Annotated in this window: 17 protein-coding genes; 7 read left to right on the top strand and 10 right to left on the bottom strand. The window is 54.3% G+C overall.

Features of this window, described 5'->3' with window-relative positions; translation table 11 throughout:
- Positions 1 to 227: 227 nt before the first annotated feature.
- From K239x_RS24090 to K239x_RS24120, 7 genes are all read right to left on the bottom strand, one after another.
- Positions 228 to 2,138: a TolC family protein gene (locus tag K239x_RS24090; protein WP_419189340.1), complete on the bottom strand. Its 1,911-nt coding sequence runs from the start codon at positions 2,136 to 2,138 to the stop codon at positions 228 to 230.
- A gap of 88 nt (positions 2,139 to 2,226) precedes the next feature.
- Positions 2,227 to 4,491 carry an HlyD family efflux transporter periplasmic adaptor subunit gene (locus K239x_RS24095; RefSeq protein WP_145420882.1) on the bottom strand — a complete coding sequence of 755 codons (2,265 nt, stop codon included), beginning with the start codon at positions 4,489 to 4,491 and terminating at the stop codon, positions 2,227 to 2,229.
- A gap of 3 nt (positions 4,492 to 4,494) precedes the next feature.
- Entirely contained in the window at positions 4,495 to 6,399 is a 1,905-nt protein-coding gene (locus K239x_RS24100) for an efflux RND transporter periplasmic adaptor subunit (protein WP_145420883.1), read from the bottom strand.
- Between the two features lie 66 nt (positions 6,400 to 6,465).
- Positions 6,466 to 7,374, bottom strand: a complete 909-nt coding sequence (locus K239x_RS24105) for an efflux RND transporter periplasmic adaptor subunit (RefSeq protein WP_145420884.1) — start codon at positions 7,372 to 7,374, stop codon at positions 6,466 to 6,468.
- 35 nt (positions 7,375 to 7,409) lie between these two features.
- Entirely contained in the window at positions 7,410 to 9,350 is a 1,941-nt protein-coding gene (locus K239x_RS24110) for a preprotein translocase subunit SecA (protein ID WP_145420885.1), read from the bottom strand.
- Between the two features lie 271 nt (positions 9,351 to 9,621).
- Positions 9,622 to 10,983 carry a beta-ketoacyl-[acyl-carrier-protein] synthase family protein gene (locus K239x_RS24115; protein WP_145420886.1) on the bottom strand — a complete coding sequence of 454 codons (1,362 nt, stop codon included), beginning with the start codon at positions 10,981 to 10,983 and terminating at the stop codon, positions 9,622 to 9,624.
- Positions 10,984 to 11,126: 143 nt separating this feature from the next.
- Entirely contained in the window at positions 11,127 to 12,272 is a 1,146-nt protein-coding gene (locus tag K239x_RS24120) for an N-acetyltransferase (protein WP_145420887.1), read from the bottom strand.
- Positions 12,273 to 12,340: 68 nt separating this feature from the next.
- Here K239x_RS24120 and K239x_RS24125 point away from each other — a divergent pair, with 68 nt between their 5' ends.
- From K239x_RS24125 to K239x_RS24135, 3 genes are all read left to right on the top strand, one after another.
- Positions 12,341 to 13,138, top strand: a complete 798-nt coding sequence (locus K239x_RS24125) for a TrmH family RNA methyltransferase (protein ID WP_145420888.1) — start codon at positions 12,341 to 12,343, stop codon at positions 13,136 to 13,138.
- Positions 13,139 to 13,431: 293 nt separating this feature from the next.
- Positions 13,432 to 15,372, top strand: a complete 1,941-nt coding sequence (locus K239x_RS24130; RefSeq protein ID WP_419189341.1) for a pilus assembly protein N-terminal domain-containing protein — start codon at positions 13,432 to 13,434, stop codon at positions 15,370 to 15,372.
- 131 nt (positions 15,373 to 15,503) lie between these two features.
- The gene (locus K239x_RS24135; protein ID WP_145420890.1) at positions 15,504 to 16,859 is read left to right on the top strand and encodes a hypothetical protein; all 1,356 of its coding nucleotides are present in this window, start codon (positions 15,504 to 15,506) and stop codon (positions 16,857 to 16,859) included.
- Positions 16,860 to 17,071: 212 nt separating this feature from the next.
- Here K239x_RS24135 and K239x_RS24140 read toward each other — a convergent pair whose 3' ends face one another.
- On the bottom strand, positions 17,072 to 17,473 hold the full coding sequence (locus K239x_RS24140) for a DUF4339 domain-containing protein (protein ID WP_419189342.1): 402 nt from the start codon (positions 17,471 to 17,473) through the stop codon (positions 17,072 to 17,074).
- Positions 17,474 to 17,566: 93 nt separating this feature from the next.
- Positions 17,567 to 18,199 carry a PH domain-containing protein gene (locus tag K239x_RS24145; RefSeq protein WP_145420891.1) on the bottom strand — a complete coding sequence of 211 codons (633 nt, stop codon included), beginning with the start codon at positions 18,197 to 18,199 and terminating at the stop codon, positions 17,567 to 17,569.
- 180 nt (positions 18,200 to 18,379) lie between these two features.
- Between K239x_RS24145 and nrdR the strand changes: the two genes are divergently transcribed.
- Both nrdR and K239x_RS24155 read left to right on the top strand, forming a co-directional pair.
- Positions 18,380 to 18,850, top strand: a complete 471-nt coding sequence (gene nrdR, locus K239x_RS24150) for a transcriptional regulator NrdR (protein WP_145420892.1) — start codon at positions 18,380 to 18,382, stop codon at positions 18,848 to 18,850.
- Between the two features lie 206 nt (positions 18,851 to 19,056).
- Positions 19,057 to 19,758: a glycine zipper domain-containing protein gene (locus K239x_RS24155; protein ID WP_145420893.1), complete on the top strand. Its 702-nt coding sequence runs from the start codon at positions 19,057 to 19,059 to the stop codon at positions 19,756 to 19,758.
- 44 nt (positions 19,759 to 19,802) lie between these two features.
- On the opposite strand, the gene K239x_RS24160 is transcribed toward K239x_RS24155, so the two are convergent.
- Positions 19,803 to 22,781, bottom strand: a complete 2,979-nt coding sequence (locus tag K239x_RS24160) for a hypothetical protein (RefSeq protein WP_145420894.1) — start codon at positions 22,779 to 22,781, stop codon at positions 19,803 to 19,805.
- Positions 22,782 to 23,034: 253 nt separating this feature from the next.
- On the opposite strand from K239x_RS24160, the gene K239x_RS24165 reads away from it, so the two are divergent.
- On the top strand, positions 23,035 to 24,357 hold the full coding sequence (locus K239x_RS24165) for an outer membrane protein assembly factor BamB family protein (RefSeq protein WP_419189343.1): 1,323 nt from the start codon (positions 23,035 to 23,037) through the stop codon (positions 24,355 to 24,357).
- 50 nt (positions 24,358 to 24,407) lie between these two features.
- Positions 24,408 to 24,845 (top strand): Crp/Fnr family transcriptional regulator, encoded by a 438-nt coding sequence (locus K239x_RS24170; RefSeq protein WP_419189344.1) that lies wholly within the window; start codon positions 24,408 to 24,410, stop codon positions 24,843 to 24,845.

Genomic DNA, 24,845 nt, shown 5'->3' on the forward strand with positions numbered 1-24,845 from the left:
GCTGGACCTGCTTACGCAAAAATGGCCATCCAGTGCGAACCGACGGGGATAATGAAAGCGTGACTTTGTTGTTTGTTCACGTGGGGAATTGCTGATCGCTCAATCTGATCAGACACAAAGTGAGTGCGATTTATTGACCACGACTGCACCATCGGACCGCCGAGTGCTGCCCGGCATTTAGCGTGAGAACATTCGTTCGGGATGAGCGGAGTGGTCGCGGCGTGCAACTACGGCGAATAATTGATCGGTGCCACGTTGACCGGCTTCATCGCGGCAGGAACTGCGATCGGCTGTGGCGGTGCAGCAAGTGGCGCTGCAACCAGTGTCGTAATGGGCGTGGGCGACTGGTTCACAGCACCCTGGTCACTTGGCAGATCACTTTGATACTCAACGTGCGCCTGATGCTGTGAGTGCCTTGGCTTGTCGACAATCTGCTGAGGCAGCCCACAAGAGCTTGTTCTGCCAACGGAAACGTTCTCGTTTTTCATTAGCGTGCCCATCGCACGCTTGAGGTTGAAAATCGAAAGTTTGAATGTCAACTGCGACTGCAGGTAGTCAAATTCGGATTGAGCCAAACGGTCCTGGGACAACAGTAGGTTTTCCAGAGCCAAGCTTGCCGTCACGTCTTCGCCGGGCAATTGTTCCCAGCGCTGCGTGAGTGCATCCAGCTGCGCGGCTCGCGCTTTCATCGCTTGTTGTTTGGTCGAAAGCTCTGTTTCGGAAGTCTGAAATTCGCGAACAGCAACCTCCACTTCCAGTCGCACAGTTTCCAGCGTGGTGCAGTACTGGTTCCTCAGCTGGCGGATTTCCAACTGGCGGCGACGGTGCCGAGCTTCGGCGGCCCGATTACACACCGGAAACTCATACTGCAATCCGATTCCGTAGCTAGGACGGCCTTTGGACCACTCATTTCCAAACGCTTTGCCGACGTCGCCGCTTCCGGCCAGACCGCTCAAGTAGCCATCGGTGATCAGATTCAGTACTGGCAGCAATTCATGCTTGGCCATGTTCAACCGAACCGAAGCGGCTTTTATGTTCTTAATGGCCTGCTCCAATTCCGGACGCATTTGAAACGCAACCGTGACGGATTGATTCAAATCAACCGGTAGGCTCTCAAAGCTGGGCTGATCCGAAGGAATCAGTTCGTTCTCCATCAGCGAATCGTCGTTGACCAAAGACCGCAGCCGAGACTCGGCATTTTTGACAGCCGCGCGAGCACGGACCAATTCTGAAACGCGCTGTTTTAGCGATGCTTCAGCACTGACGATTTGGTTGGCTTGAGCATCAATGTCGCGACGACTGTTCAGCCGATCAAAGACTTCTTTGCCGCGCACGTACGAATTGATTTTTTGATACAGAACCGCGCGTTCCAAGTAAAGTGCCCAGTAGGATCGAGCGACTTCAAGCAAGTGCGATTGAATCTGGCGATTGAATTCGTCATCCGAAACGGACTTGTCAATCTGAGCCAACAGAACCAGGCTTGTGTTGTAGACCTGCCCCCGGCCGCGCCAAAGCGGCTGTGTGAAGCTGACGTTCAGCCGTGCTGTTCCCTGAGGATTGGGCACGAAGAACGTTGAATTGGTACGTTGATGCCCCAACTGCTGATTGACATCCAACTGACCACCGCTACGTGTCCGACGTCGCATGCCCGCGCGTCCGGACAGATTCTCGTCTTCAAAAAACTGAATCCCAGCTCCAGCTGTCAACGAGTTCCCGATCGGGTCGTTGTTGTCGTCCCAGCGGCCTTCCATGTACGCCGTCCAGTCAAACGCAGCGTCGGCTTCGATGACCGCGGTTTCGCGAATCAACGGGAGCTCGCTGAACACTTTGATCTGTTTGGAATTTTCCAGCGCCCGAACAAGTGTTTCGTCCAAGCTGAGAATCAGCTGCGGTTGGTCGTTGCGAATCGGCCGCGAAACCAGCGGTTGCCACCAGCCCGAATCAAACTGGACTTGAGTGGGGGAGGCCAGCTCGGCGTCGATCGTTTGGTTAACATGTTGCAATTGATCGTAGTCGGCAACACTCGCCCCGCGTCCTTGCGGTTGTTGCGCGGACACGGAAGTCGACAACGCGATGGTGGCGATTGCCAGCCTGCCGAATGTGCGATTGCACGAATTTTTGATAAGGTCGTAAAACACTATTCATCCTTGAAAGTGTGGGGATACATTGCCCAGGCTAAGTGGGCATACGTCTACCTGGCATTTAGAACATCGGAATGGTTCGGTGCTATCTTGCCAAACGATTGGTGAACAAATGGTCGTTCAATTGCAAGCATTTTGCTTGTGCGGATTGTCTTGTTTCTGACATCATTTGACGCTTTGTTCGAATCCAAAGTCGAACCGCGTCGACCGCGATCTGCCCAATGGTTCCGCTGCGGTAGTGAAGCGTGGCGTAGCCAGATTGGCCAGGCAAAACCGCCTCAGATTCACAGCCGGCGAAGTCAATCAAGATTGGAAAGCGTGGTTGCACCAACTCCACTTGGTCGCCGTGCTGTTCACCCTTTTGAACTTTGGGCTGAACGGTGAGCGGACCACCCACGTGAGCGCCCAAGGCGGCATGTTTCAGATCGGTCGATGCACGTGGAAGCACTCGTCGCACGGTACCTTGAAACGATTCTCTACCCGTTCCCCAAACGTGAATGTCAATCGATTCGCCATCTCGATCGCGAAACGCATCGATGTCACGTTGATCGATCAGCCCATAAATCATCTCGCGATCGTTCGTGCCCATCACGAACATTCGGTCACCGGCTTTCAGTACAGTTCCGCGCCGACTCTCGATGTCGCTTTCCGCAATGATACCGTCGCTGGGAGCGACAACTCGCAACGAAACAATCTGCTGACGAACTTGATCGGCTCGCGTCTCTAACGAATGACGATTTCGCCATTCAACTTGAACAGCTGCAATAGCGCCATCAACGCGGTAGTCGCGAGCCCTTTGCAAAGACTGTTCGATCTGCAAACGCAAGTTATCGGCTTCGATTTCCAACTCACGATTTGAAAGCACCGCTAGGACTTGTCCCTTCTTAACTCGGTCGCCGACCCGAACTGCGTTTTCAACCAGAAAACCACTGACGCCGCAGCGAATTTCTTCGGCGGGATGGTAGTCGACCACCACCGGTACCCTTGCTTGCGAGTACCACGGAACGACCGACCAAGCTCCCCACAGACAGGCAGCCCCCAAACCGCTGATCAATAGCATCCGGGCGTAGCTGGCTTGTTTCGTTTTTGTCAACGTATTGATCGATCGGTAGAGTGGAATCGCGATGCCGACTAAAAGTGACGTTACAGCCAAGACGACACCCGCGCCGTGAAACAAAACTTCGGCGGTGATCGCAATCGATACCGTGATCAATATCCGCCAGACGAATGACAGAATCGCGTAGACAACGACGATAGCGTGCTTGCCTTCTGGCCATTGCGGGCATTTGACTTGCACGCCCATGAAATACCGACGCATGAAGTACGCCATCCACTGACGACCGTGAGTCGCCAAGTTTGGCATCTCGATCGCATCGGACAAAATGTAGTAGCCGTCGAATCGCATCAACGGATTCGCATTGAACAACACCGTCACCAAAGTGGCCGTCACGATGACATTGACACAGTGCTGTTTGACTAAGGGATCGAAGGTGTTGCACCAAATGATCGCCGCAACCGCCGCAACAAAGATCTCGGCGTACATGCCAGCAGCCGAAACCAAAATCCGTTTCCACTTGGAATCCAACTTCCAAATACTTGTCACATCGACGTACGGCATCGGCGCTAACACGATAAACACCAGACCGGCTTCGCGAACATTGCCGTTGTACTTGCGGCAAGCCATCGCGTGACTCATTTCGTGGATCAATTTCAATCCGACCCAAGATGCCAATAGCCAAACCCAATTCGATGACGATAGCAAACCTTGCCCGGCTTGGCTGAACTGATCCCAGTGCGACCAGAGTTGGTAGGCACCGTAGGTCACGACAACAGACCAGATCACTGCACCGAACCAACTGAAAACTTGCCGACTGACCCCATCGATTGGTCGCAGCAAGGGCATTGGGTTCACGAGCGGCAGTTTTTGCATGATCGGGTTTGCTTTTCCGAGCACTTTTTTTTGCGAATCTTTGTCCCTTGATTCGGTTTGCCGCGTAGCACTGCGCGATTGCGATGTCGTCGCGATCCCCGAATCGAGTAGCCATTTGCAAAGAGTGCCGGTTTCGCGTTCGCTAAGAGCGTCCGCACCACAGACCGATGCGGTTCGCCCCATGGCCTCTGCAATCGTCGTGTCACCGTCCAACAGCGACACAAACGTGTATTCGGCAAGTCCCAATCGATAGAATTTACTGCTGATCTTGTCTTCAATTACGTAACAGGTTTCGCCCGCGTAAGTTTGGACGCTGACGCTGATATTGTCGCGTACGCGCGGCATCATCGCCATGATCTCGTACGCGACGTGTTGTTCGGTTTCGTGCTGCGATGCGTCAGGATCTGATAGGTTCATCATTTCTTACCAAGGCAATGCGGCGCGAGTTTGTTCGATGGCCCGGTGAAACGCGATCCATGCGACCGATCGAGAGTCAGTCTTGACCTTTGCGCGGCCTTCCATTCCAGGCCGCAGCCCAAGCTTGTCGTTGGCGACGGTTACTTCGGCGATAAAGACATTCTCCGCCCCGCGAATCTCCGCACGCGGTCGAAGTCGGTCGATGACACCGTCGACTGCACTTGTACCGAAGCCATCGAAATACACACTGACTTGATCGCCGACTTCGACGTGCATGATTTCATCCGCCGGAATTGCCACTTCGATGCGAAGGTTGTCCAGCGGCGCGATCTCGTACAGAACTTGTCCCTTGCTGACCGGGAAATTCTCACGCCGATCCAGACTGCCCGAAAGCACAATGCCGTTGATCGGGCTACTCATCTCCAAGTGCGATTCTCTAAATTCCAACAACGACTCTTGATTCTCCAATCGTTGCCGGTCCAAGTCCGCCATCAAGGCCTCTGGAGTTTCGTGCTTCGCCAAATGAGTGTCACGTTTCTTGGCCGCGCGACTCTTTTCAGCGGAAACGCCCGCCAACTCCCACAAGATTTCGCGCCCATCCATTCTGGCCAGTAATTGCCCCTGATCGACGACTTCGCCCGGTTCGGCGAGAGTGTTTTGCAAAAGCCCATCATGCGGTGCGACACAGAATCGACGCTCAACGGGCTCGATCAAGCTTTGGCAGGTAATCGTGTAAGTCCACGGCATGCAGAGCACTGCGGCCAGCCCAACCACGCCACAGACGGCCGCGGCAAATTTCAGCCGATGCTTGTTAGAAGTGATGGTTCGCAGCGCGCGATTAATCCGTCCCCGTTGCTTCTGGCGGACCGTCTCCAACGTTGTCCCCAGTGGCTCCCCAACGGCAGAAACAAAATGTTGCAAATTTGGGATGGTCGCCATTTCGCGACGCCCCACCATGGCCAGCGCGCCTACCGCTTTGCCGTCGCCGGTCGTTAGCGGTGTGCTGATGACCAGGGAATCGCGTCTGGCAAGTTGTTTGTGCGCCAGCAGCTGATGCGGTTCAGCGCCGGGCAGAGGCGGCCACGCGCCCCAGGCTTCACGGCCCAGACATTCGTCTAGCACATTTTTCATCAGCATCGTGGATTCAGCATTACCGTCGATGATTGCAACATCGGACGCTGCAACCATTTTGCAGTTCGATCGATCACCGCAGAGCCCGATAAAAACCTGATCGCACTTCCAATGTTCTTTCAGATCGACGACGGCATTCGTACAAGCCTCTTCGATCGTGGCCGCCTGCTGCGTTCGCATGACCAATTCCAAAGTCGATGCCGTAGTGCGCATCTGGCTGGTCGCCGACAAGGACTTTTCACGGTTGGCGATTGAGCTTAAGAAAGTCGATTGCAGTTGTCCGATCGCGAGTTCCAAGCTGCGCTGTTTGACCGACAGCGGCGCTTGCACGATGGTCACCATCGCGCACAAGCTTTGCACTTCGGTTGGCACCACAATGCACTCGAACCCCGCCTTGGGCACCGATGCGACCAACGTCGAATTCGCCGCCAAGGCATGTTCGACTCGCGGGAACAACCATTTACTAATCGCCTTTAAGTCAATGGCAGCGTCCTTTAGCACTCGGTGTCCAATGCTGATACCTGTCGGCCCTTTGGACAACAACAGACTACCGATCACATTGCTACGCTCGGCTTGCATTTGCAAACAGCCAGCCGCCAAATCCGACACGCTTGCCCCCGACTGCGTTAGTTCTGCGAGCCGACGTTGGATTTGCGCGGTCGCCTGCAGCTCTTCTTGATCTGCTTGGGCTGTTTTTTGAGAGCTACTTGCATTGCGATGCGCACTATGCACGACCAATTTCGGCGAAGGGCCAGCAGCGGTTTTGGTGGATGGTTGCATGGTGGTTGAATCTTGGATGATTGCCGTCGACTGAAATCAAGAGGCGTGAAATCACTAAACGCGAATTCACTGAGCGGCGAAAACGCATCGCACGCCGCTGCGATAACGACCGTCACGGTTTTCGATCAAAACATCTAAACGCACGCGGCCACTGTCCGCTTCGGTGACCGCGCCGATGTATTCGATCTGGCCGATCAATTGTTGGCTTTCTTCGTGCGGAAGGTCGCTGGGTATAACAAGCTGCAGCGTTTGGTCGGCGGTTGCCTGATCTGCTGAACGGTCGGCCAATCGACGGGCCAATCCGGTGGGGACAAAGAATGTCACTCGCAACGAATCTAGCTGCACGACAGTGGCCACTTGTGGTTCGTTCAAAGAAACGTACTCGCCCGTTTCCTTCAGCACTTCGGTGATCACGCCGGTGATGGGACTGCAAACGCGGCGTTGTTCGATTCGGGCTTCGATCTCGGCTAGTTCCAACTCTGCCAAACGTTGATCTTCGATGGCCGACTGCACGTTCAATTGCGCAACACGAGCATCTGCCTTGGCGCGGCGAGTTTCTTCTGGGCTACCCGCTCCGCTATCATACAATTTCTGCAGTTTTGCAAGACGCACCTCTTTCATCTCCGCTTCGACGCGGAGAGCTTCGATACGCGAAGAGTTCTCAGCCCTTGCCTTGGCGATGCGACGTGACGCGTTTAGCACGTTGGAATCCAACAGCATCAAGGTTTCGCCCTGACGCACGCTGGCACCTCGTTCCGCCATCACTTCGGAGATTCTGGCTGATTCGGAGCCAGCAACACGGATCTTGCGGATCGGTTCCGTGAAACCTTCATACTGCATCGGTTGGCGGCTGCGCGTCGGATTTTCGCTGCGCGTCGCACCGATCGCCGAAACACACGCAACGCAAACAGCGAGCATCGCGATCGTTCTAGGAACGAAAGAACTTTGGGACTGTTGGCTGGTTTGTTGACTCATATCAGATCCAGTCTTTGGACAAATTTGAAAAGAGGTTACGCGCTGCGTGCCAAAGAAGACTGGACGGATTCCAGCCAATCGTCGTACTCGACCATTTCTTGACGCGATTGAAAGGCGCGTCGTTCCACTCGCGACTGGACTCGCGAAATCGCATCATGAAAATCGCCCCGGCACTGTCCCTGTTCGTCGGCGGCTTTCGTCATCCGGGCTGCCAGATCAGGAGCATTCGCGGCAATGAGTTCGTCCTCTGCCGAAGCAAAAAACTGGCAACTGCCAGGGTCTCCCTGCCGTGCCGCACGCCCCACCAGCTGTCGATCAACACGCTTGGAGTGGTGAAATTCAGTCGCAACGACATGCAGTCCACCTGCTTGTTTGACCATGTCACTGAGCCGAATGTCGGTGCCGCGACCCGCCATATTTGTCGCGACAGTGACCGATCCCGCCGCGCCCGCCTTGGCGATCAAGTCCGCTTCGTCTTCGCTCTGGGTACCGTTGAGGACAACATGCTTGACCTGTTTGCGCGTCAGTAGCTCGCTCAGCTGATTGCTTTCCAGAATCGTGCGGGTGCCAATCAGAACCGCCTGCCCCGACTGCCGCCTGGACGCTGTATCGTCCGCGATCGCTTCGAATTTGGCGCGAAAATCGGCGAAACTACGCGTGGGCAGTGTTTTGCGAATGCAGGGTCGATGTGTATCGATGCGAACGACTGGCAACGCGTAGAAAGTGCGAAGTTCAGACTCGCCGCCCGATGCGGTTCCCGTCAGCCCGCACATCCCGGAATAAAAGCCGCTGTAGCGTTGGCGAGTGATACGAGCCTGAGTTTCGTTTTCGGGAGTCAGCGGAACTGATTCCTTCATTTCGACGGCTTGATGCAAACCGCTGCTCCACGTTCTCTCGTCGTGAATTCGTCCGGTGTTTTGGTCAACGATCATGACCTTTTGATTTTGGATGACGTAGTCGACGTCGCGCACCAGAATGTGAGTCGCACGAAGCGAATTCTCGATTAGCTTGGACCATTGGCGTGACAATCGACCCGGTGGACGCTGGGCATACGATTCATGAATCGATGCCCAGCCCGCATCGGTCAAAGTGATTCGCTTGCGTTCGCGTTCGACTTGAAAATCAGCATCGCCAAGCGAATCGGCGACATCCTTGGCGAACGCAAACAGGCTGGGCGAAGTCCGAATGCCGTGATTTCCACCGCTCATGATCAGAGGCGTGGTCGCTTCATCAATCAAGACACTGTCGGCTTCGTCAACAATCGCAAAGGCGTGCCCACGCTGAGTCAGCGGAGCCGTATTGATTGCGACACCTTGCAATGATCGCAAGAACCGTTCGCCCATCGGCTCCTTGAATCGAGATCGGATGGCGAGCTGGTCCTTTAAGAAATCAAAACCAAATTCGTAGCCTGGACCGTAAGTGATGTCGCACGCGTAAGCAGCAATCTTATCGGGAACGGGACCTTGAGATTCAAGCAAGCCACTGGTCAACCCAAGTTGCGAGAAGACACCTTGGAGCTCTTCGTGATCTCGCGCGGAGAGATAATCGTTGGTGGTCGAAACATGGACGCCTTTACCATTCAAGGCATGCAGTATTGCTGGCAACCCCGTCGTGATGGTCTTGCCTTCACCAGTTTGGATCTCCGCAATCGCGCCGACTGCCAAGACAAGTCCGCCCAACAACTGCGCGTCGTAGTAGACCATTCCTTTGGCGCGGCGCATCGCCTCCGTTGCCAATGCGTAGCAGCGACAAACGATGTCCAGCGATGTCACCGGCTCTCCCGCAGCAACACGCTGACGAAGCAAGGCGTACTGATCGATCATTGCCTGCTGGCTGAAAAGCCGCACACCATCTGTTTCGAGCCGAATTCGCGAGATTAGCGATCTTGAAGATCGATGCGCAGTCAATACGCCCGCTCGTGGAGATCCGATCGCGTTGCGATAGGACGGAATCGTTCGATAACGAGAAGCAATCATCCGTGATTGGTTTCTATAACAGTGAACGTTAGAGCAGTGGCACGACAAGCTCCAGTTCTATCGACAGTGCGGGCGCCCGCAGTTCAACCCACAAGATACGAAAACTCCGAACAACAATTGCAAGCAGAGAGGAACCTGTACAAACGCAACCTGTGTACTAACACGCAAAGTCATCGCGGACGTCCTGATCCACAAACTCTACCAGCCCTCAGCGTCGGCTTTTCACTCAAATGGAGAGGCAGACGTCGTGCAAACGCCACGCAATTGGCAACTAAAGAGACGGTGCATTCAAAATCACCGCGGTCGCATTTCCCTCGGGCGTGTGAGCCAGACACAGCACGAATTCTTTCTCCAAGGCAGTGGCTTTGGATTGCAAATTCACGTCGTTTGCGCCGTCAGCGGAAAGTGGGGGAGGGATCAGTTGCCGTTGAATCACCATTGCTGCAGTTGCGATTCCGATCGCGCCGCTCGCTGCACCGGTATGCCCGACCGATGCCATCGGCGCGATCATTGGCACGGACTGAAGATCGGTCGCGAGCGCCGTTCGTTCGGCGGCGTCCAGTTCGGCGTCACCACTACCGTGACTGACAATCAGACCGATTTGTTCGGCAGAGATGCCCGCTTGTTTGAAAGCCGCATCGATCGCCAAACGAATCGCTGCCGCTGAACCTCGACCGACGCTTCCGTTCTGTGAACTTTGTCGGTCTCCATGCGACATCACCTCAGCTGGCGAAAATCGAGAAACACAAGCCACAATCTGAGCAACCACCGCGGCACCACGCTGACTTGCATGCTCGGCCGTTTCAACCACCATGCCTGTCGCTGCTTCGCCACCGACAACGCCTTGTGAATCAAGCGAATGGGGGCGCGAGCTATTCGCGATAGGATCCGCAACCTTTGGCAAAGGCAAATCGTTTCGGTAGTTCATGCGAGTCGAGTTAATCAGCGTTCCCGTCGCTCCTGTGATCACGACATCGCAAAGATCACGATTGAGGTACGAGATTGCTTCGATTAATGCAGCAGGTCCCGACACGTCGCCCAAGATAAGCGAGTTATTTGGTCCATGTGCGTTAACAGAAATTCCGATGTGGCACGCCGGCATGTTCGGCAAATACTTCAACATCCACAACGGCATCACGCCGCGCCGCGCCGCCGCACCGAACTTGCCTACTTTGATTTGGCCGTCGCTTTCGATGCATTCTTGGATCGGTTCGACCATGTCTTCTGGTGGACCAAAATACATTTCTCCACCGAAAACAGTACCGACGCGCGAGGGCGTGATCGGCGAATCGGCTGACGCAGGCAGTGATGATTCCAATCCGGCCTTTTCGATCGCCAATTGCGACGCAGCAAATGCGGTTTGAATTTCTCGGCACATCACCTTGAGTGCCTTCCGCGGTCGCACGTATTGCTTGGGATCGAAATCGATGATCGGCGCACCAATCCAAAGCCCGGCATGGGCACTTGCCAGATCGGCGGGTTCATCGCTTGGCTTGGCACCTTCGTCGGTTCGCTCGGCCAAAGATCGGACGCCCGACTGCCCATTTAGCAACGCGTCAAAGTACTCGTCGCAACCGATACCGATCGCAGACACGATGCCTAACCCCGTGATGACGGCTCTGCTGGACGGCATAGAAAATCAAGGACCTGAAAGGAGACGCCAAATGGAACACCCGAGTATGATCCGCCCATACCCGACTGACTAGCAGGCTCTCTTTGCAGCGTCCTGGTTGGCAGCGACCTCGTTGGCATCTTTGCCGGTACTGATCCCGAAAATCATTCGGCGGTGATGTCGCTGAGGGAACGGTCATAAATTCGCTGGACTTTGGTTCGTACCGCTCCGCCACGCTCGACCGTGCCCCAAGAAAGCGAGTTGCTCTCTAGGATCCAGGAAAACTCTCCGACTTCGATTCCATACTCGATCGCACCGGGCATCATCCGAGCGAGTGTGACGAGGCCGAGCCCCCATTTTTGGTATTCCGGCAACACATTGGTACTAATCATCCGCAGTCGCTTCAGCTTTTTCTTTCCGGTTAGAATTTTGAGCCAGCCAAAGGGGAACAGGTTGCCCCCGATTTGCTTGACAATCGGGTTGTAATCCAGCAACCCAAATCCCGAACCGACCGGGCGGCCATCGATCTCAGCGATGCTGGTCAGCTCCGGCACGATCAAATGTTTCAGCCCGGTCGCCTGATGCTTGATCTCCGCTTCGCTCATGGGGACATAGCCCCAAGTTTGCTGAAGCGACTGGTTGTAGATGTCCAGAAAAGTGAAAACGTCTTTCGTGAAATTCTTGCGGCTGAGTGGTCGACACTCGACTTTGAAACGCCGAGTGGCTTCTTCGATCACAAACTTCATCTTGGGATCCAACGTATCCAGCTGATGGATACTGGCGTCGTAGCAGTACAGATCTTGTACTTTCTCGAACCCAAACGCTTCGATCAGTCGACCGTAGTATTCGCAGTTGTAGGAGATCAAAAACGTCGGCGGCGTATCGAATCCTTCGACCAACAATCCCACTTCGTAATTGAGACTCGGATTGGCTGGCCCACGAACATCCGTCATGCCTTGACCTTTCAGCCAAGCACAAGCGGTCGAAAGCAACAAATTGCTGGCTTCGATATCATCGTAACATTGGTAAAAACCAAAGAAGCCGCGTTTCTCATCGTGATAGCGGTTGTGAGCGTGATTGACGATCGCAGCCACGCGACCGACCACGCGACCATCGCGCCGCACGACAAACGATCTTGCATCGGCATTGTCGTAGAACGGGTGTTTTTTAAAACCCACTCGCTCACGAAGGTCGTACCACAGCGGAGGCACCCAATTTGGATCATCGCGATAGATCTCTTTTTCTAGATCGATGAATTCACGTTGGTCGCGCCGGCTCTGTACCTGGCTACATTCCAAAGTTGGGGGCATGTAAGTCTGGTCGGGTCAAAGTGTAGGATTTAGGAGGAATTTCAGCGTTCTAAGATAACAGAGAAACGATGGCAGAAAACGATCGTCCCCCTTTGCAGAGCACGTCCAATCCGACCGTCCGTCGGCTGGTGCGACTTCGTGATAATCGGAATCGTCGTCGAAGCCGCCGCGTTATTGTCGATGGATGGCGTGAAGCACAGCGTGCAAGCGATGCGAAACTGGAATTGGTGGGAGCCTATGTACTGCAGCAGGACGCCGCACAAGCCGAATCGTTGATCGGCACGCCAGTTCAAGTTGTCAGCGCCGCCGTGATGGAAAAAATCAGTTTCGGTCAGTCGCCGCGTGGTGTCGTGGCTGAATTTATCGAACCCGATCGCAAACTAGACGATTTAGTGTTTTCTGATTCGCCACTGATACTGGTGCTGGACCGCATCGAAAAACCGGGCAACATCGGTGCAGTGTTTCGGTGTGCGGATGGGGCGGGTGTTGATGCCGTTTTGATGAGCGATTGCCAAAGCGATCTGTTCAACCCCAATTCGATTCGCAGTAGCCTGGGCGCGGTGTTCACGGTTCCGGCTGTTTCGGACAGCATCGAAAACGTGCAAGTGTTCTTGCAGAAGCATTCCATTCGCGTGCTGGCAGCGCGTGTGGAATCATCGTCCGAAATGGGAGACGCCGATCTATCAACCCCGTTGGCAATTGTCCTTGGTAACGAATCCAGTGGGCTGCAAGATCGTTGGCAATCCGTCGGTGAAAGCGAAGTGCATGGCGTACGAATTCCGATGCACGGGCACGTTGATAGCTTAAACATCTCCGTCTCCGCTGCCGTGCTAGCGTTCGAGGCGACGCGTCGCAAAGCCGTCTAACCGGCACCCGTTAGCTTTGCAAGCCGCGTTTTAACGCTGGTATTTCCCGCGATTTGTCGTCGGTTTCCTCGATAAGTTCTGTGCCGATCTGGCACGCTACGATCGTTCGATTCCGAACAACAGCGATGTTGCGCATCATTGCTACAAGACGTTGGACCGACAAAATCGTTAATGTCAGGGCAATCCGTATCCGATAGTAATTGCATCCGATGCTCTGGTGCGCGAGCACTGTTCATTGGACGGTGTGCCAAGGGGGGTGCATCGTCCCTACTGCAAGGACGCAAGGACGCGGCATGCGTGACCCAATGAAGATGATTAACCGACCCAAAAAATGGCGAATGGTTCGTTCGCACATTCTCACCAACGGGCGCCGTCGAGCGTTGGCGGCTTCGTTGATGTTGTTGTCAACACCTTTGGTGATGGCGGACGACTCCCAACCTGGGTCCAAGCTAACCTTGCCACCACTGCCGTTGCCGGCACAGCATGCGGGTGACTCCGCGGACCACGCCGGTGCATCGCCGCTACTAGCTGGCGATCCTGTTCAGCAGGTTTCAAATCATGAAATCTACGACAATCCGTTCTGCGAACCCGAGCTTCGCCCGATCCGCCAAGAAAACGTCACGCTGGCGTCCAGCCAAATGCAACCGGCAGTCCGGTTGAAATCAGCTGGAGCAGTCATCGGCTTGCAACCTATTGGCAGCGGAAAGCCCGTCCAGGTTCGTCCGCGCAGTGTCAAAATCGAAACACCACCGGTCGCTGGCGTTCAAGACAACCCTTTGATTCAGTCGCAGCATCACGACAATGCTGATTTGGTAGACGTCAGTTTGCCCAACGGCGAATTGGAAGAGCTAGTAATGGCGCCGCGTGGCGAATCGATTTCGGCCAAGCCCGAAACTTCGATCCGAATGACGATGGCTCCGGTCGATTCATTGCCAATTCTGCAAGTGACTCAGCCTGTCGCAGAACGGGTTCATCGATCGATCTTGGTTCAGAGTCCTCCACCTGTTCATTCGCCAGAACCAGTGCTCAGTCTTCCAGCGAAACCTGCTCCGGTTGCCGTCGTTGCGTCCCAACCAATCGCGACCCCAATCGAAAAGGCAGTGGTAGATTCGGCATTGATCACACCGCCCGTGGTGCAAGAAGTGGCGAGTAGCGAAACTGCAACGCCCTTGAAGCCGGCCGAATCGGTCGTCATGCCGATCTCCGAAGCTCCCACCGAAGAGCCTGAGAGCGTCCCGGTCTTCATGTCGATGTCCGATTCATCGGGCACGCCTTCGCCTGGCACGACTGCAGCGAGCAAGGCTTCGACGACTGAAACGGCCAGAATCGAACAGTCGATTCAATCGCCAAGTGATCAAGAGGCCAAAGGTCTGGCCAACAAAACGGTCAAGCCAGTTGTGATTAGCAAGTTGGATTCCCAAGCCAACCAAGGGATCGTCGCTGTGGCGGAACCAATCGGCTTGGAGCCTCTCAATTTGGCAGCGAGCGATCAACGACAAAAACTAGAGATGTCCGACGACGCTGTAGCGATCCCTTCACCGGTTCGCGGCACCAGTCCGATCGTTGGGCGACCGGCATCTGCAAATTCGACCTCGGTCAGAGCGTTGCTTTCCAGCCACAAACGGTATCGAGCTCCCGTCGCAGTGGATGCTCCTCCGGTCGCGATCACTCTGGCGCCCAGCAAAGGCACCATTGCCTCGACCGTATCGTCGCGTGCTTCAGTCAAGATGGCTCAGCCTGTCAATGTTCCTGGAGTCAGAAAGCAAGTCAAACGAAAAGCACCCGAGCTGACGAAGCTGCACTTGACGAAAGCTCAAGTGCGTTCGCTGACGATTGGTGGCATGGTTCGCCGAATCGACGTGACTGACAAAAGCGTCTGTCAAGCGATTGCGACCGGACCGAACCAGTTGAAATTGATTGGCACGGGAAACGGAATCACTCGATTGGTCGTCTGGGCCGACACGTCAGGAAATTCGCACACCCGGGCTCGGATGTTTGAAATCCACGTTCAAGATGCGGTGGAAGCAACCGGTGGCAGTGTTGGCACTAAAACGCAAACACTGAACCAATCGATTTACAACGCTTTTCCGAGTGCCAACGTCAGCGTTCAAGAGTATCGCGATCGACTGATCGTGTCGGGCCACTGTGGCAGCGAAGAAGACGCGAAGAAAATTATTCGTATGGTTCGCAAGACCTGCTTGATTCCTGTTCGAGACGAGATCAAGGTTCGCTAAGAATCGATTTGCTTCGAGCAACAGTCCATCATCACGCGAGATTTCGGTCGAGCGTCTAAGTCGCCATCCAATTCATACTGGTCCACCGCCTGCGGGCCGAAATCCGCATTGAGAGTTAACGAGGTTCGATCATGAAGATCCAAACGATCACACGCCAACTACTTCAACGTCAGCATCACCTTGCGGTGGTTTGTATCGCGACAATGATGTCGGTTGTTGCGAGCGGCGATATCAGTGCCCAGACCGCAAATATTCAGTATGGCAATGCCAACACGAATAATTTGCTCGGCTACGTCAATCAGGCACCCACTGCCAAGACGACTAGCGCCGGTCAAATGCTCAGCAACGGCGGCCAGGATTTTCGCGTGATGAGCGCTTCGGCGGCGAATGTTCGCACCGCTGCGGATTCGTCGCGAAAGTCTTCTGTGCAAACCGCTGGCGGACGAACAGCGTCCAACATGCGAGGAATGATCGGATCGGCTGTTCACGGTCAATCCGACGTTCAACAAGTCGCTTGCACATCGGGCTGCAACTCCTGCGGCAGCAGCAGCTGCGGTGGTTCTTGCGGTACTTACCGTGCCGGATCGATGGGCAAGTATGTCTCTGGCGGTGGTTGGGGATGCGGTTCTTGTACGCCATACAAGTTTTTGAAGATCGAAGGCTTGTTCATGGAGCGTCGTGGCGACAGCCGATTTACATTGGCGGATGATTTTCGCATGAACGGATTCGATTTTGAATTTGGAATGCGAATCACGGCGGGCGCAGTTCCCGATTGCGTGCATGGCTGTGAATTCACTTTCACCGGCCCCATGGAGTGGGACATGTCAGGCAGCCGTACAGATTCCACTGCCGGAATCAACACGCTGCTGGCAACCCGTCCTCCCCTGGCACCCGGAAACCTGAGTGCTTTCTACAACGCAACCGGCCAACGTCAGAACTACACAGCTGACTATTGGAGCATGGAAGCGAACAAAACTCTGATCGGCTGGGATGTCGCCAAACTGTTGATTGGTGCTCGCTACATCGACTACGACGAAGCCTACGGATACACCAGTCGAAACAACACCGGACAAACCGGATTGATCCATTCCACGACTGACAACCAGCTCTTTGGTGCTCAAGTCGGCATGGATCTGCTGTACCCCGTTGCACGTTTTCTGTACACCGATTTCCGTGCTCGAGCCGGAGCCTATGTCAACATGGCCGACGCCGACGTCAACATCATCAACAACGGTTCTACGATCGTCCGCAACCACGATGACAAAGCGGAACTAGCTGGCGTCTTTGAACTCGGCGGTGGACTTCGATACAACCTTGGCGAATCGCTATCGGTTCGCGGTGGCACCGAGATGTGGTACCTCTCTGGATTGGCGACGGTTCCTGATCAATTCACCAACGTGGTGACGCCTAACTTGGGACGACGCATCCGCATAGACGAATCAGTCTTCGTGTACGGCGTCAGCTTCGGTGCTGAGATTCGCTTCTAAACCGAATCCGCCACCGACGCTCTTTTGGGCGACGCAAGCATTTCAAAACCTGGACGTTCCGCTTGGCTGGAACAACCAGGTTTTTTCTTGCGCGATCAGGTTCATGCTTTATCGCACGACCAAAAGAAAAGCCGGGCAGTCGCACCCAAGAACGCGATGCCTCATCGACAAAACAACAGAATCTGCCTGGCTGTCTTAATCGCGTGGTTGATCTATTGCTCTTTGTCCTTGTTGCGGACTTTCTTCTTCAACCAATTCTGGACAGAACGGCCAGCGTTGGATGCGACATCATTTCCGCGGACATGAATCGTGTTTTCGACGATCTCTTCACGCGCTTTCTGAACGCTGGTCAAACACTTTGCACAAACCGTCGGCGGCGTGGAAATCGCAGCGTTGCAATTGGGACAGTAGCATGTGATTGTCGGACGGATCGCGGCTTCAAAGAGTCCGCCCACACTGGACGCACTGAACCAAGCCGAATCGCCTTTGCGAATCTGAGTTTCGGGAACCACATCGCCACTGCGCACCAAATCCAAAAGCTCGTTGGGTTTCAGTGGTCCCACAACCGCTTCGGGCGCATCAGAGTCTTCAGGTTTTACAAACCAATCAGCCACGTTGGCTCCAGAAAACGAGTGTTATCGACAAGGCTGCCACGCTGGCCATCAATCCAGAGACGAGTCACGGACAGGCCTTTCATCTTAAACGATCTAGATCGACTCGATGTGAAGGCTCCGCTTTCGCCTTTCGGCGCGACGAATGTCGTCGATCAATCCAGAAACCTCTTTAACCTTGGCGATCCCGTTCATTGACAACGTAGGGTGCGTCCGATCGCTACCGGTCAACTGTATCGTACCAACGCCAAATGCGCGTTGAATCGGCCCCTGGCTGTAACTGACGTCGTCAATATCGATCACTTCGATCCGATCAGTCTGGCGGGTAAAAATCCCCGTCTGGTGAATAAATCGCTGTGTCGTCAATTGGTAATGAAATCCCAGACGTCGGTAGCCGTAGAGCAGTCCTCCAATGATCCAGAGCAAAACGATCAGCCCTAGTGCAACAGCCCATGATAGCTGCGTCACCATGGCGGCCAAAATCAATATCGCGATGCTAGCGATCCCCATGACCACCCAAGTTCCGATCATGGCATTGGGGCTGTAACCTCCCTGCCACAAATTTTCTTCGGGTTCAAAGTCATCCAGGCCAGCCTGTTTGGACGCGATTTCTTGGCGAAATTTGGTCGCGGCCGTTTCTTCAGCGTCCAGCGGCGTTCCTTTCACTTTCAAATCGTGCTGGCGTTCTTCGTCCGAAATTTCGTCGGATTTGTTTTCTGAAGAGGTCATAGGTCTTATTGAGCAAAGACGGGTGGTGGATTTTTTAACAGCAAACGGGATTCTGAAGACGAAGCCTCTGAGCATTATCAATGCTGAATGCATAGGATTCGCATCAGGGCCTTGTTCTTCGGACTTCATTCCCCTGATAATGTACCGATTCTCGTTCACCGCGTCATTTCGGTTTTTACCATGCGATGCCCTTATTGCCATGTCGACAACGATCGTGTCCTAGACACGCGTGCCGCAGATGAAGGCTACATGGTTCGTCGCAAACGGGTGTGCAGTAATTGCAACCGGAAATTTGCAACGCTGGAGAAGATCGAACAACTTCTGCTCCGAGTTGTTAAACGCGACGATACTCGCGAACCACTGGATCGGGAAAAAATCCGACGAGGTATCGAACGGGCTTGTTCAAAACGCAATATCCAGAGCGCCGTCGTTGAACGTGTAGTGCAAGACATCGAAGCTGATGTCTACCGAGAATTTGACTCCGAAGTGCCCGCCAGCGAAGTCGGGCGCATCGTGATGAAGCATTTGGCCCGCCTGGACCAAGTGGCTTACATTCGGTTCGCTAGCGTTTATCACGAGTTCCATGACGCCCAAGACTTCATTCAGGCCATCTCGGCGATCGTTAAGCCGGTAAAAGTCGAATCTTGCTAGGCTGCCGCTAAGTCCCCGCTACGGTCATCTCAACTCCTGCGGGAGTTTCACGCGAGGAACTCTGGATTCTGGGATTGATCCGCAGGCCAGAGAATCGTTATCAGGCAAGTTTCCTTTCGGTTCGCAAACCATTTTGGTTTTGAACATTTTAAAAAAAACACGCGCCGAACCGGGCCCTTACCACCCTTCGCAAGAGAACGACAAAGATGACCCGCATTTCTTTTCGCTTGATCGCAGTGACGACCATTGTCTGCCTGTCATTTTCGACCAGTTCGGCTCAAACGGGCCGCCAACGCGGCGCAACGCTCGGCGGATTGGCTGGCGCCGTTGCAGGCGGATTGATTGGTGATCACAACAACGAAGCCGGAGCGGGAGCGGGAATCGGCGCGGTCGTCGGTGCCGTCGCAGGCGGGCTGCTAGGAGACGCGTCCGACAAAGATCGTGCCATTGCATCGCAGCAACGCTACTACCAAAACCAGCAGCAACAACTTCACTATCAACAGCAACAAATCGCGGTTCAGCAATCGGCTGTTTCGCTAAACGACGTCATTGCGATGTCACGCAGTGGGCTAAGTGAATCAATCATTATCAACCAAGTTCACCAGCGTGGATACGGACACCAGTTGCAGGTTGCCGAAATCATCTCGCTGCATCAAAACGGAGTCAGCGAGAACGTCATTTCCGCTCTACAACGTGCCCCCAGTGCTCAGCAGGCGATGGTATCATCTGTCGCCAAAGCACCGGTCTATGTCGAACGCCCCGTCATCGTCCAGCAACCTGTGATTCATCACCGAGTCGTTCCTGCCCCCGTGATCATCAACCCAACGCACGTGGTCACTCCGCGACATCACTACCACCACGATCGCCACCGAAACACACGGCGTTCCAGTTTCAACATTCGATTCTAGGCCTGCCAAAAACGCCGGACAAACTCGCGTACCGCTGATCCGAACTAGCGTGGCAATTGAACCGATTCATTTGCCAGTGCATCACGGTACTTGCTGACTTGTTCGTAAAGATGCCACTGCGTTGGATCATCCAACAAGCAACTCTCCTCGATGTGCAACGCCTCCTTTTTGCGTCCCAATCGGAACAAAATTTCAGCCAGCGTGTCACGGTAAATCGCACTGTCCGGTTCAAGAAACACCGTGCGTTCGGACAGCTCGACGGCATCGTCCAATCTTCGATCGTTCATCGCGGCGACCCAGGCGACATTATTACCCACGGTAACGTCCATCGGAAATCGCTTTAAGTGCGTCTTTCCGCGTTCAAAGAGTTCATCGAAGACTTTGTCTGCCAGTTCCGTCATCCCAGCCGTACGCATCTTGGGCAGTTGTTCTTCGGCAAACGAAATGTCCATCGGATCCAACTGGTTCAGTCGAGACAAGTGCTCCGCAACGGCAACGCGATCATTCCGATCGATCGCAGCTTCTAATGCCCAGCGACGAATGTAGATCGGCAACGTCACATAAGCTGACGACCGAAAATATGTCGACTCCAGCGTGCCGCCAACTGCCAAGTCAAACCAGCGAACAGCGGCCTCTCCATCTTGTTCGCGAATCATGGTCGAATACTTGCGAGCGACATCGTAAAACTCAGTCGCCTCCGCCGACCCCATTGCCGTCATTGGCAACAGAACTTCATAAACTTCTTTGGCCATCGATTCGGCGCCCAAATCGGCAAGATGCTCGGCTATCGAGTCGCAAAACTCTGTTGACGGAGAACACAACGTCAAATCGATCTGTCTGCGAAAATCCGCGGCCAGCACATTGTCGCCTTGATGCTTTGCCCCCATCCAGCGTCCAACCAGCGACTTCATGCCCGCAATGGCATCGGCCTCCCGGAAACGCTTCAGCCCCGGCGATTGCCCGTTGGCTCGCGCCCGTTTCCAAGTGAGATCAAAAAACTGATCCGCACGTTGCACGTTGCCGGAACTCGCTTCGTAGAGAGCAAGTTCATAAAATGCATCTAGATCTCCCTTGCGGGCCAGATCCGACAAACACTTTGTCGCCAATTCAGTTTGACCATGCCGAGCAAAAAACTTAACGTAATCATGATTGATCTGAGAGCGATCCAGCGGCGGCATTCTGCTGTTTAGAAAACCAACCGACGCTCGGCTGTTCAGAGCTTCGTACAAACGTTCAAAGTCGCGGTCGGGCTCAAACCCCTGAGGCATGTCACCTCGCAACAAGTCGCACGCCATGCTGAAACGCTCAGGGAACGATGCCTGGCGATACAGACGTTTCAACGCATCGGTCATCGAACGCAGCGTCATCGACTCGGTGTCGTCCAACAGCCTCGCAGCACACCACTGGGCGGTTGCGGAAACCGTTTTGGCATCTTCGGCGACCACCAGTTGAAACACCCACTCGCTGCGTGATGTCGACAACAAATTCTGAACGACATAGTCACGCAGCGGACGCGGATCACGTGAAGGCCCGAACTGCAACGGTTCATTAGCAAGACGCTCAGCGATCTCCCATGCCGCGTCATCCCGACCGACCGCAAGCAGGCATTTCATCAAGCCCATCAACTGGATGATTGCTTCATTGGGCACATCCGGATTCACTTGATCGCGGATGTTTCGGCGGCCAATAGCGGGTTGATTGCCACGCCGATTCTCGCCTTGGCCGCCCGCGGGTTGTTGCAGTAACGCAATGTCAGCAAGCTGCTTGTCAATGGTTTCATCGATCCACAAGTGCAGCTCACTGTCCAAATCAGAAAGCCGGAAATTCAGTTTTTCAAATATCGCTTCCGGACGAGAAGCAGCCAAGGCAACGTCGACCAGTTCATTGGGATGCTTGCGGTCCAGCATTTTCAAAACAAGCTCCATCTGCCCGTGCAGCGCAAGCGATTTCCAAGCTAGACCAAACCCCTCCTGTTCGCTGGGAACCTTTGAAAGAACGCCAATTGCCTGGGATGCTTTGGATTCATCCGAACATCTGTCTGCCGCGACCAACACATGAACCCAACGCGTGATCTCGCTAAGCGACATACTCTGATCGGACGACTTTTCAGAGGTATCTCCGTCGACCAACGACGTCTTCTTGATTGAGCGGTCGGCTAGTTCTTGCCATCGGCCCCCCAGCATCAAACCGATTCGAATCAGATTATCGTTGGACGACTCCTTCGCCAACTCGATCGCTTTGTCCTGCTCGCCCCGGACCATCACAATGGCGACCATTGCTTCGTCTTGCAGAGCAGGCACCCATTGGGCTGCCGCACTGGGCAACAATGCATCGTCGTCGATTTTGATTCCCATCGCGTCCATCAAACGAACGCGACAAACGGCCATTTCTTTGTTGGCAGCTGACAAGTCGATCAGACGGAGCAGGTCCGGCAACGAATCATCTTGCATTGCGTGTTCGATATAAAATGGAAAACGCATCGTAAAGGCATTCGTCACCTTTTGTTTGATTCGCTCAAACTCGATCGACTGGGCCGATTCTTGAACGGCAACCACCGCATCAGCAAACCGTCCAAGTTCAATCAGTTCGACAATGGCAGCGGGATCGTCACCCTTCTGAAGCAATCGCATCACACGCGGCGGCATGCCGGGCGATGTGCCGCGCCGCCACTGATCCAAGATCCATTTTGCTCTACCGGACACTTCTGGATTGGAGTCTCGTGCGGCCCGTTGAACCTGATCACGAAGCTCGTCGCGTGAGCCCCACATGCGGAGCGTTGCCTGCTGCCGACTGGAGTAACGTCCTTTCGAAAGCTGGTCCAGCAATGAAATTGTGTCTTCGCTCGATTCAATCTCTGCGGCATCGTCTTTTAGCAACGCGTCGGGCAGTTCGCTTCGCTTTGGTGACTGAGCGAATGACGGCAAAGCAGCCGCAGCGGTCACCACCAAGGCGAATGCGTGCGCTAACCCAATCAGTGCCGGCCGCATCAAGCGACTCGGTGTATTCGTCGACTTCTGTTTCATATCGCTAGGACCCATTCCAAATGAAGCCGGATGCCCAATTCGTCTACTACGATTCAATGCCGCCAAGACGTCTCGCCCGCACCATTATGACCACAAGTGGCCATCTGTCATCCAGTTTGTCACCCACGACGTCACTGGCCACCAAATACAGCTAAGATAAAGGACTCACTCGCGATAGAATCGCCACTAAACCATATACACCGACGCCACGAGGTTCTCTTTTACAATGAATCGATTTCGCCCTGATAACGTGATGACACGAAACTCTTCGACGCTGAAACAGCTGCTCGCCACGACGCTTGGCGTCACTGCACTGTTGATGCTGGACACTTCGGCGTATTCCGACGCTCCCACCGCTTGGCCTCAATGGCGGGGTAGTGCACAAAATGGTGTGGCCACGGGAACCCATTATCCGACCCAGTGGAACGAGGAATCGAACATTGACTGGAAGACGGAGATCCCCGGCCTGGGCGGCAGTACTCCTGTGACCCACGACAACGTTGCTTACCTCACGTCCGGTATGGACGGTAAAAACAAGTTGATGGCCATCGATACGGAATCGGGAACCGTCAAATGGGAAATCGAAATTGGCGACGACACGGGCAACAAACACAAAAAGGGTGGCGGCAGCAATCCGTCCGCGATTACCGACGGCGAATTGATCTATGCGTTCTTTCGAAGTGGCGATCTTGGCTGCGTCGACAAGAACGGAAAGCTGAAATGGCAAACTCAACTTAGCTACGACATGAAAGACGGACTGTGGTGGGATCTTGGAACATCCCCCATCCTGACTGACAACGCTGTTGTGCTAACCGTAATGCATACCGGGCCCAGCTATTTGATCGCCTTTGACAAGCAAACCGGAAAAGAACTTTGGAAGGGCGATCGCAGTGTGGATGCGCCCAAAGAAGCCGCGCAAAGTTACGCCACGCCACTGAACGTTCAAGTCGATGGCAAGCCGATGATTGCAGTGATGGGCGGCGACTACCTGACGATCCATGACGCCAGCAACGGAAAGGAACTGGGCCGACTGGGCGGATTCAATCCAACGTCACACGAATACTTTCGCTCGATCGCGTCGCCCGTTGCTCAAGGCAACCTTATCATTTGCCCCTATGCACGCGGGGCCTCGGTAACGGCGGTCCGCATGGACGACCTAGCAAAGGGAAAAGGCAAAGACGCTATCGCATGGTTTCGCGACGACATTGGCAGCGATGTGCCGACACCCGCAGCAAAGGACGGCCGAGTCTATTTCATCAGTGACGGTAAACAGACTCGTGGCTTGGTGACCTGTGTCGACGCCAAAACCGGTGAGACAATCTGGGACACAAAACTTCCCAAATCGCGGGTCGGCTTTAGTAGCTCGCCGCTAATCGCGGGAGACCATCTTTACATCACTGGTGAAAACGCAACGACGTACGTGATCGGCCCGCTTTCGGCTGGCAAGAACGAACTGGCCGCGACAAACGAAGTGAGCGATGACGTTCAATACACCGTCGCCAGCCCGACCGCGATTGGCGACGCAATCTTATTAAGATCCCGCAGTCACTTGTACAAGATCAAGTCCGATGACTAAGTAAAGCGTCAGGTGCAATGAGCCAACCGCCGATCCATTTGTTACGCACGATGCCGATTTTCGGTGGACTGAGCGAATCAGCCTTGGAGCTAATCTTTGAAGTTGCTCAGGAGAGGTCGATCTCTCTGGGCGACTATCTTTTTCGTGAAGGTGACAACGCCGAATCGCTTTTCGTACTGCAATCCGGCGAAGTTTCCGTCCAAAAACAGAATGGCAAAAAACCAATCACCCTGGGGCACCTTGGCCCAGGTGACTGCATCGGCGAAATGGCTTTGATTGATTTCCAGCCTCGATCCGCTTCCATTTTGGCAACGACCGATTGCCAAGTGATCGAAATTTCCTCATCGGGTCTGCGGCAATTGATGACCAGCGATTTGATGCAGTACACCATGATCATGATGAACATGGGACGCGAAGTCAGTCGTCGCTTGCGAATCGCCGACGAGCGTATCCTTCAGATGCAAGAAGACTCGGCCCGACGCCGATGA

The sequence above is a fragment of the Stieleria marina genome (assembly GCA_007741555.1).
Lineage (GTDB): Bacteria > Planctomycetota > Planctomycetia > Pirellulales > Pirellulaceae > K23-9.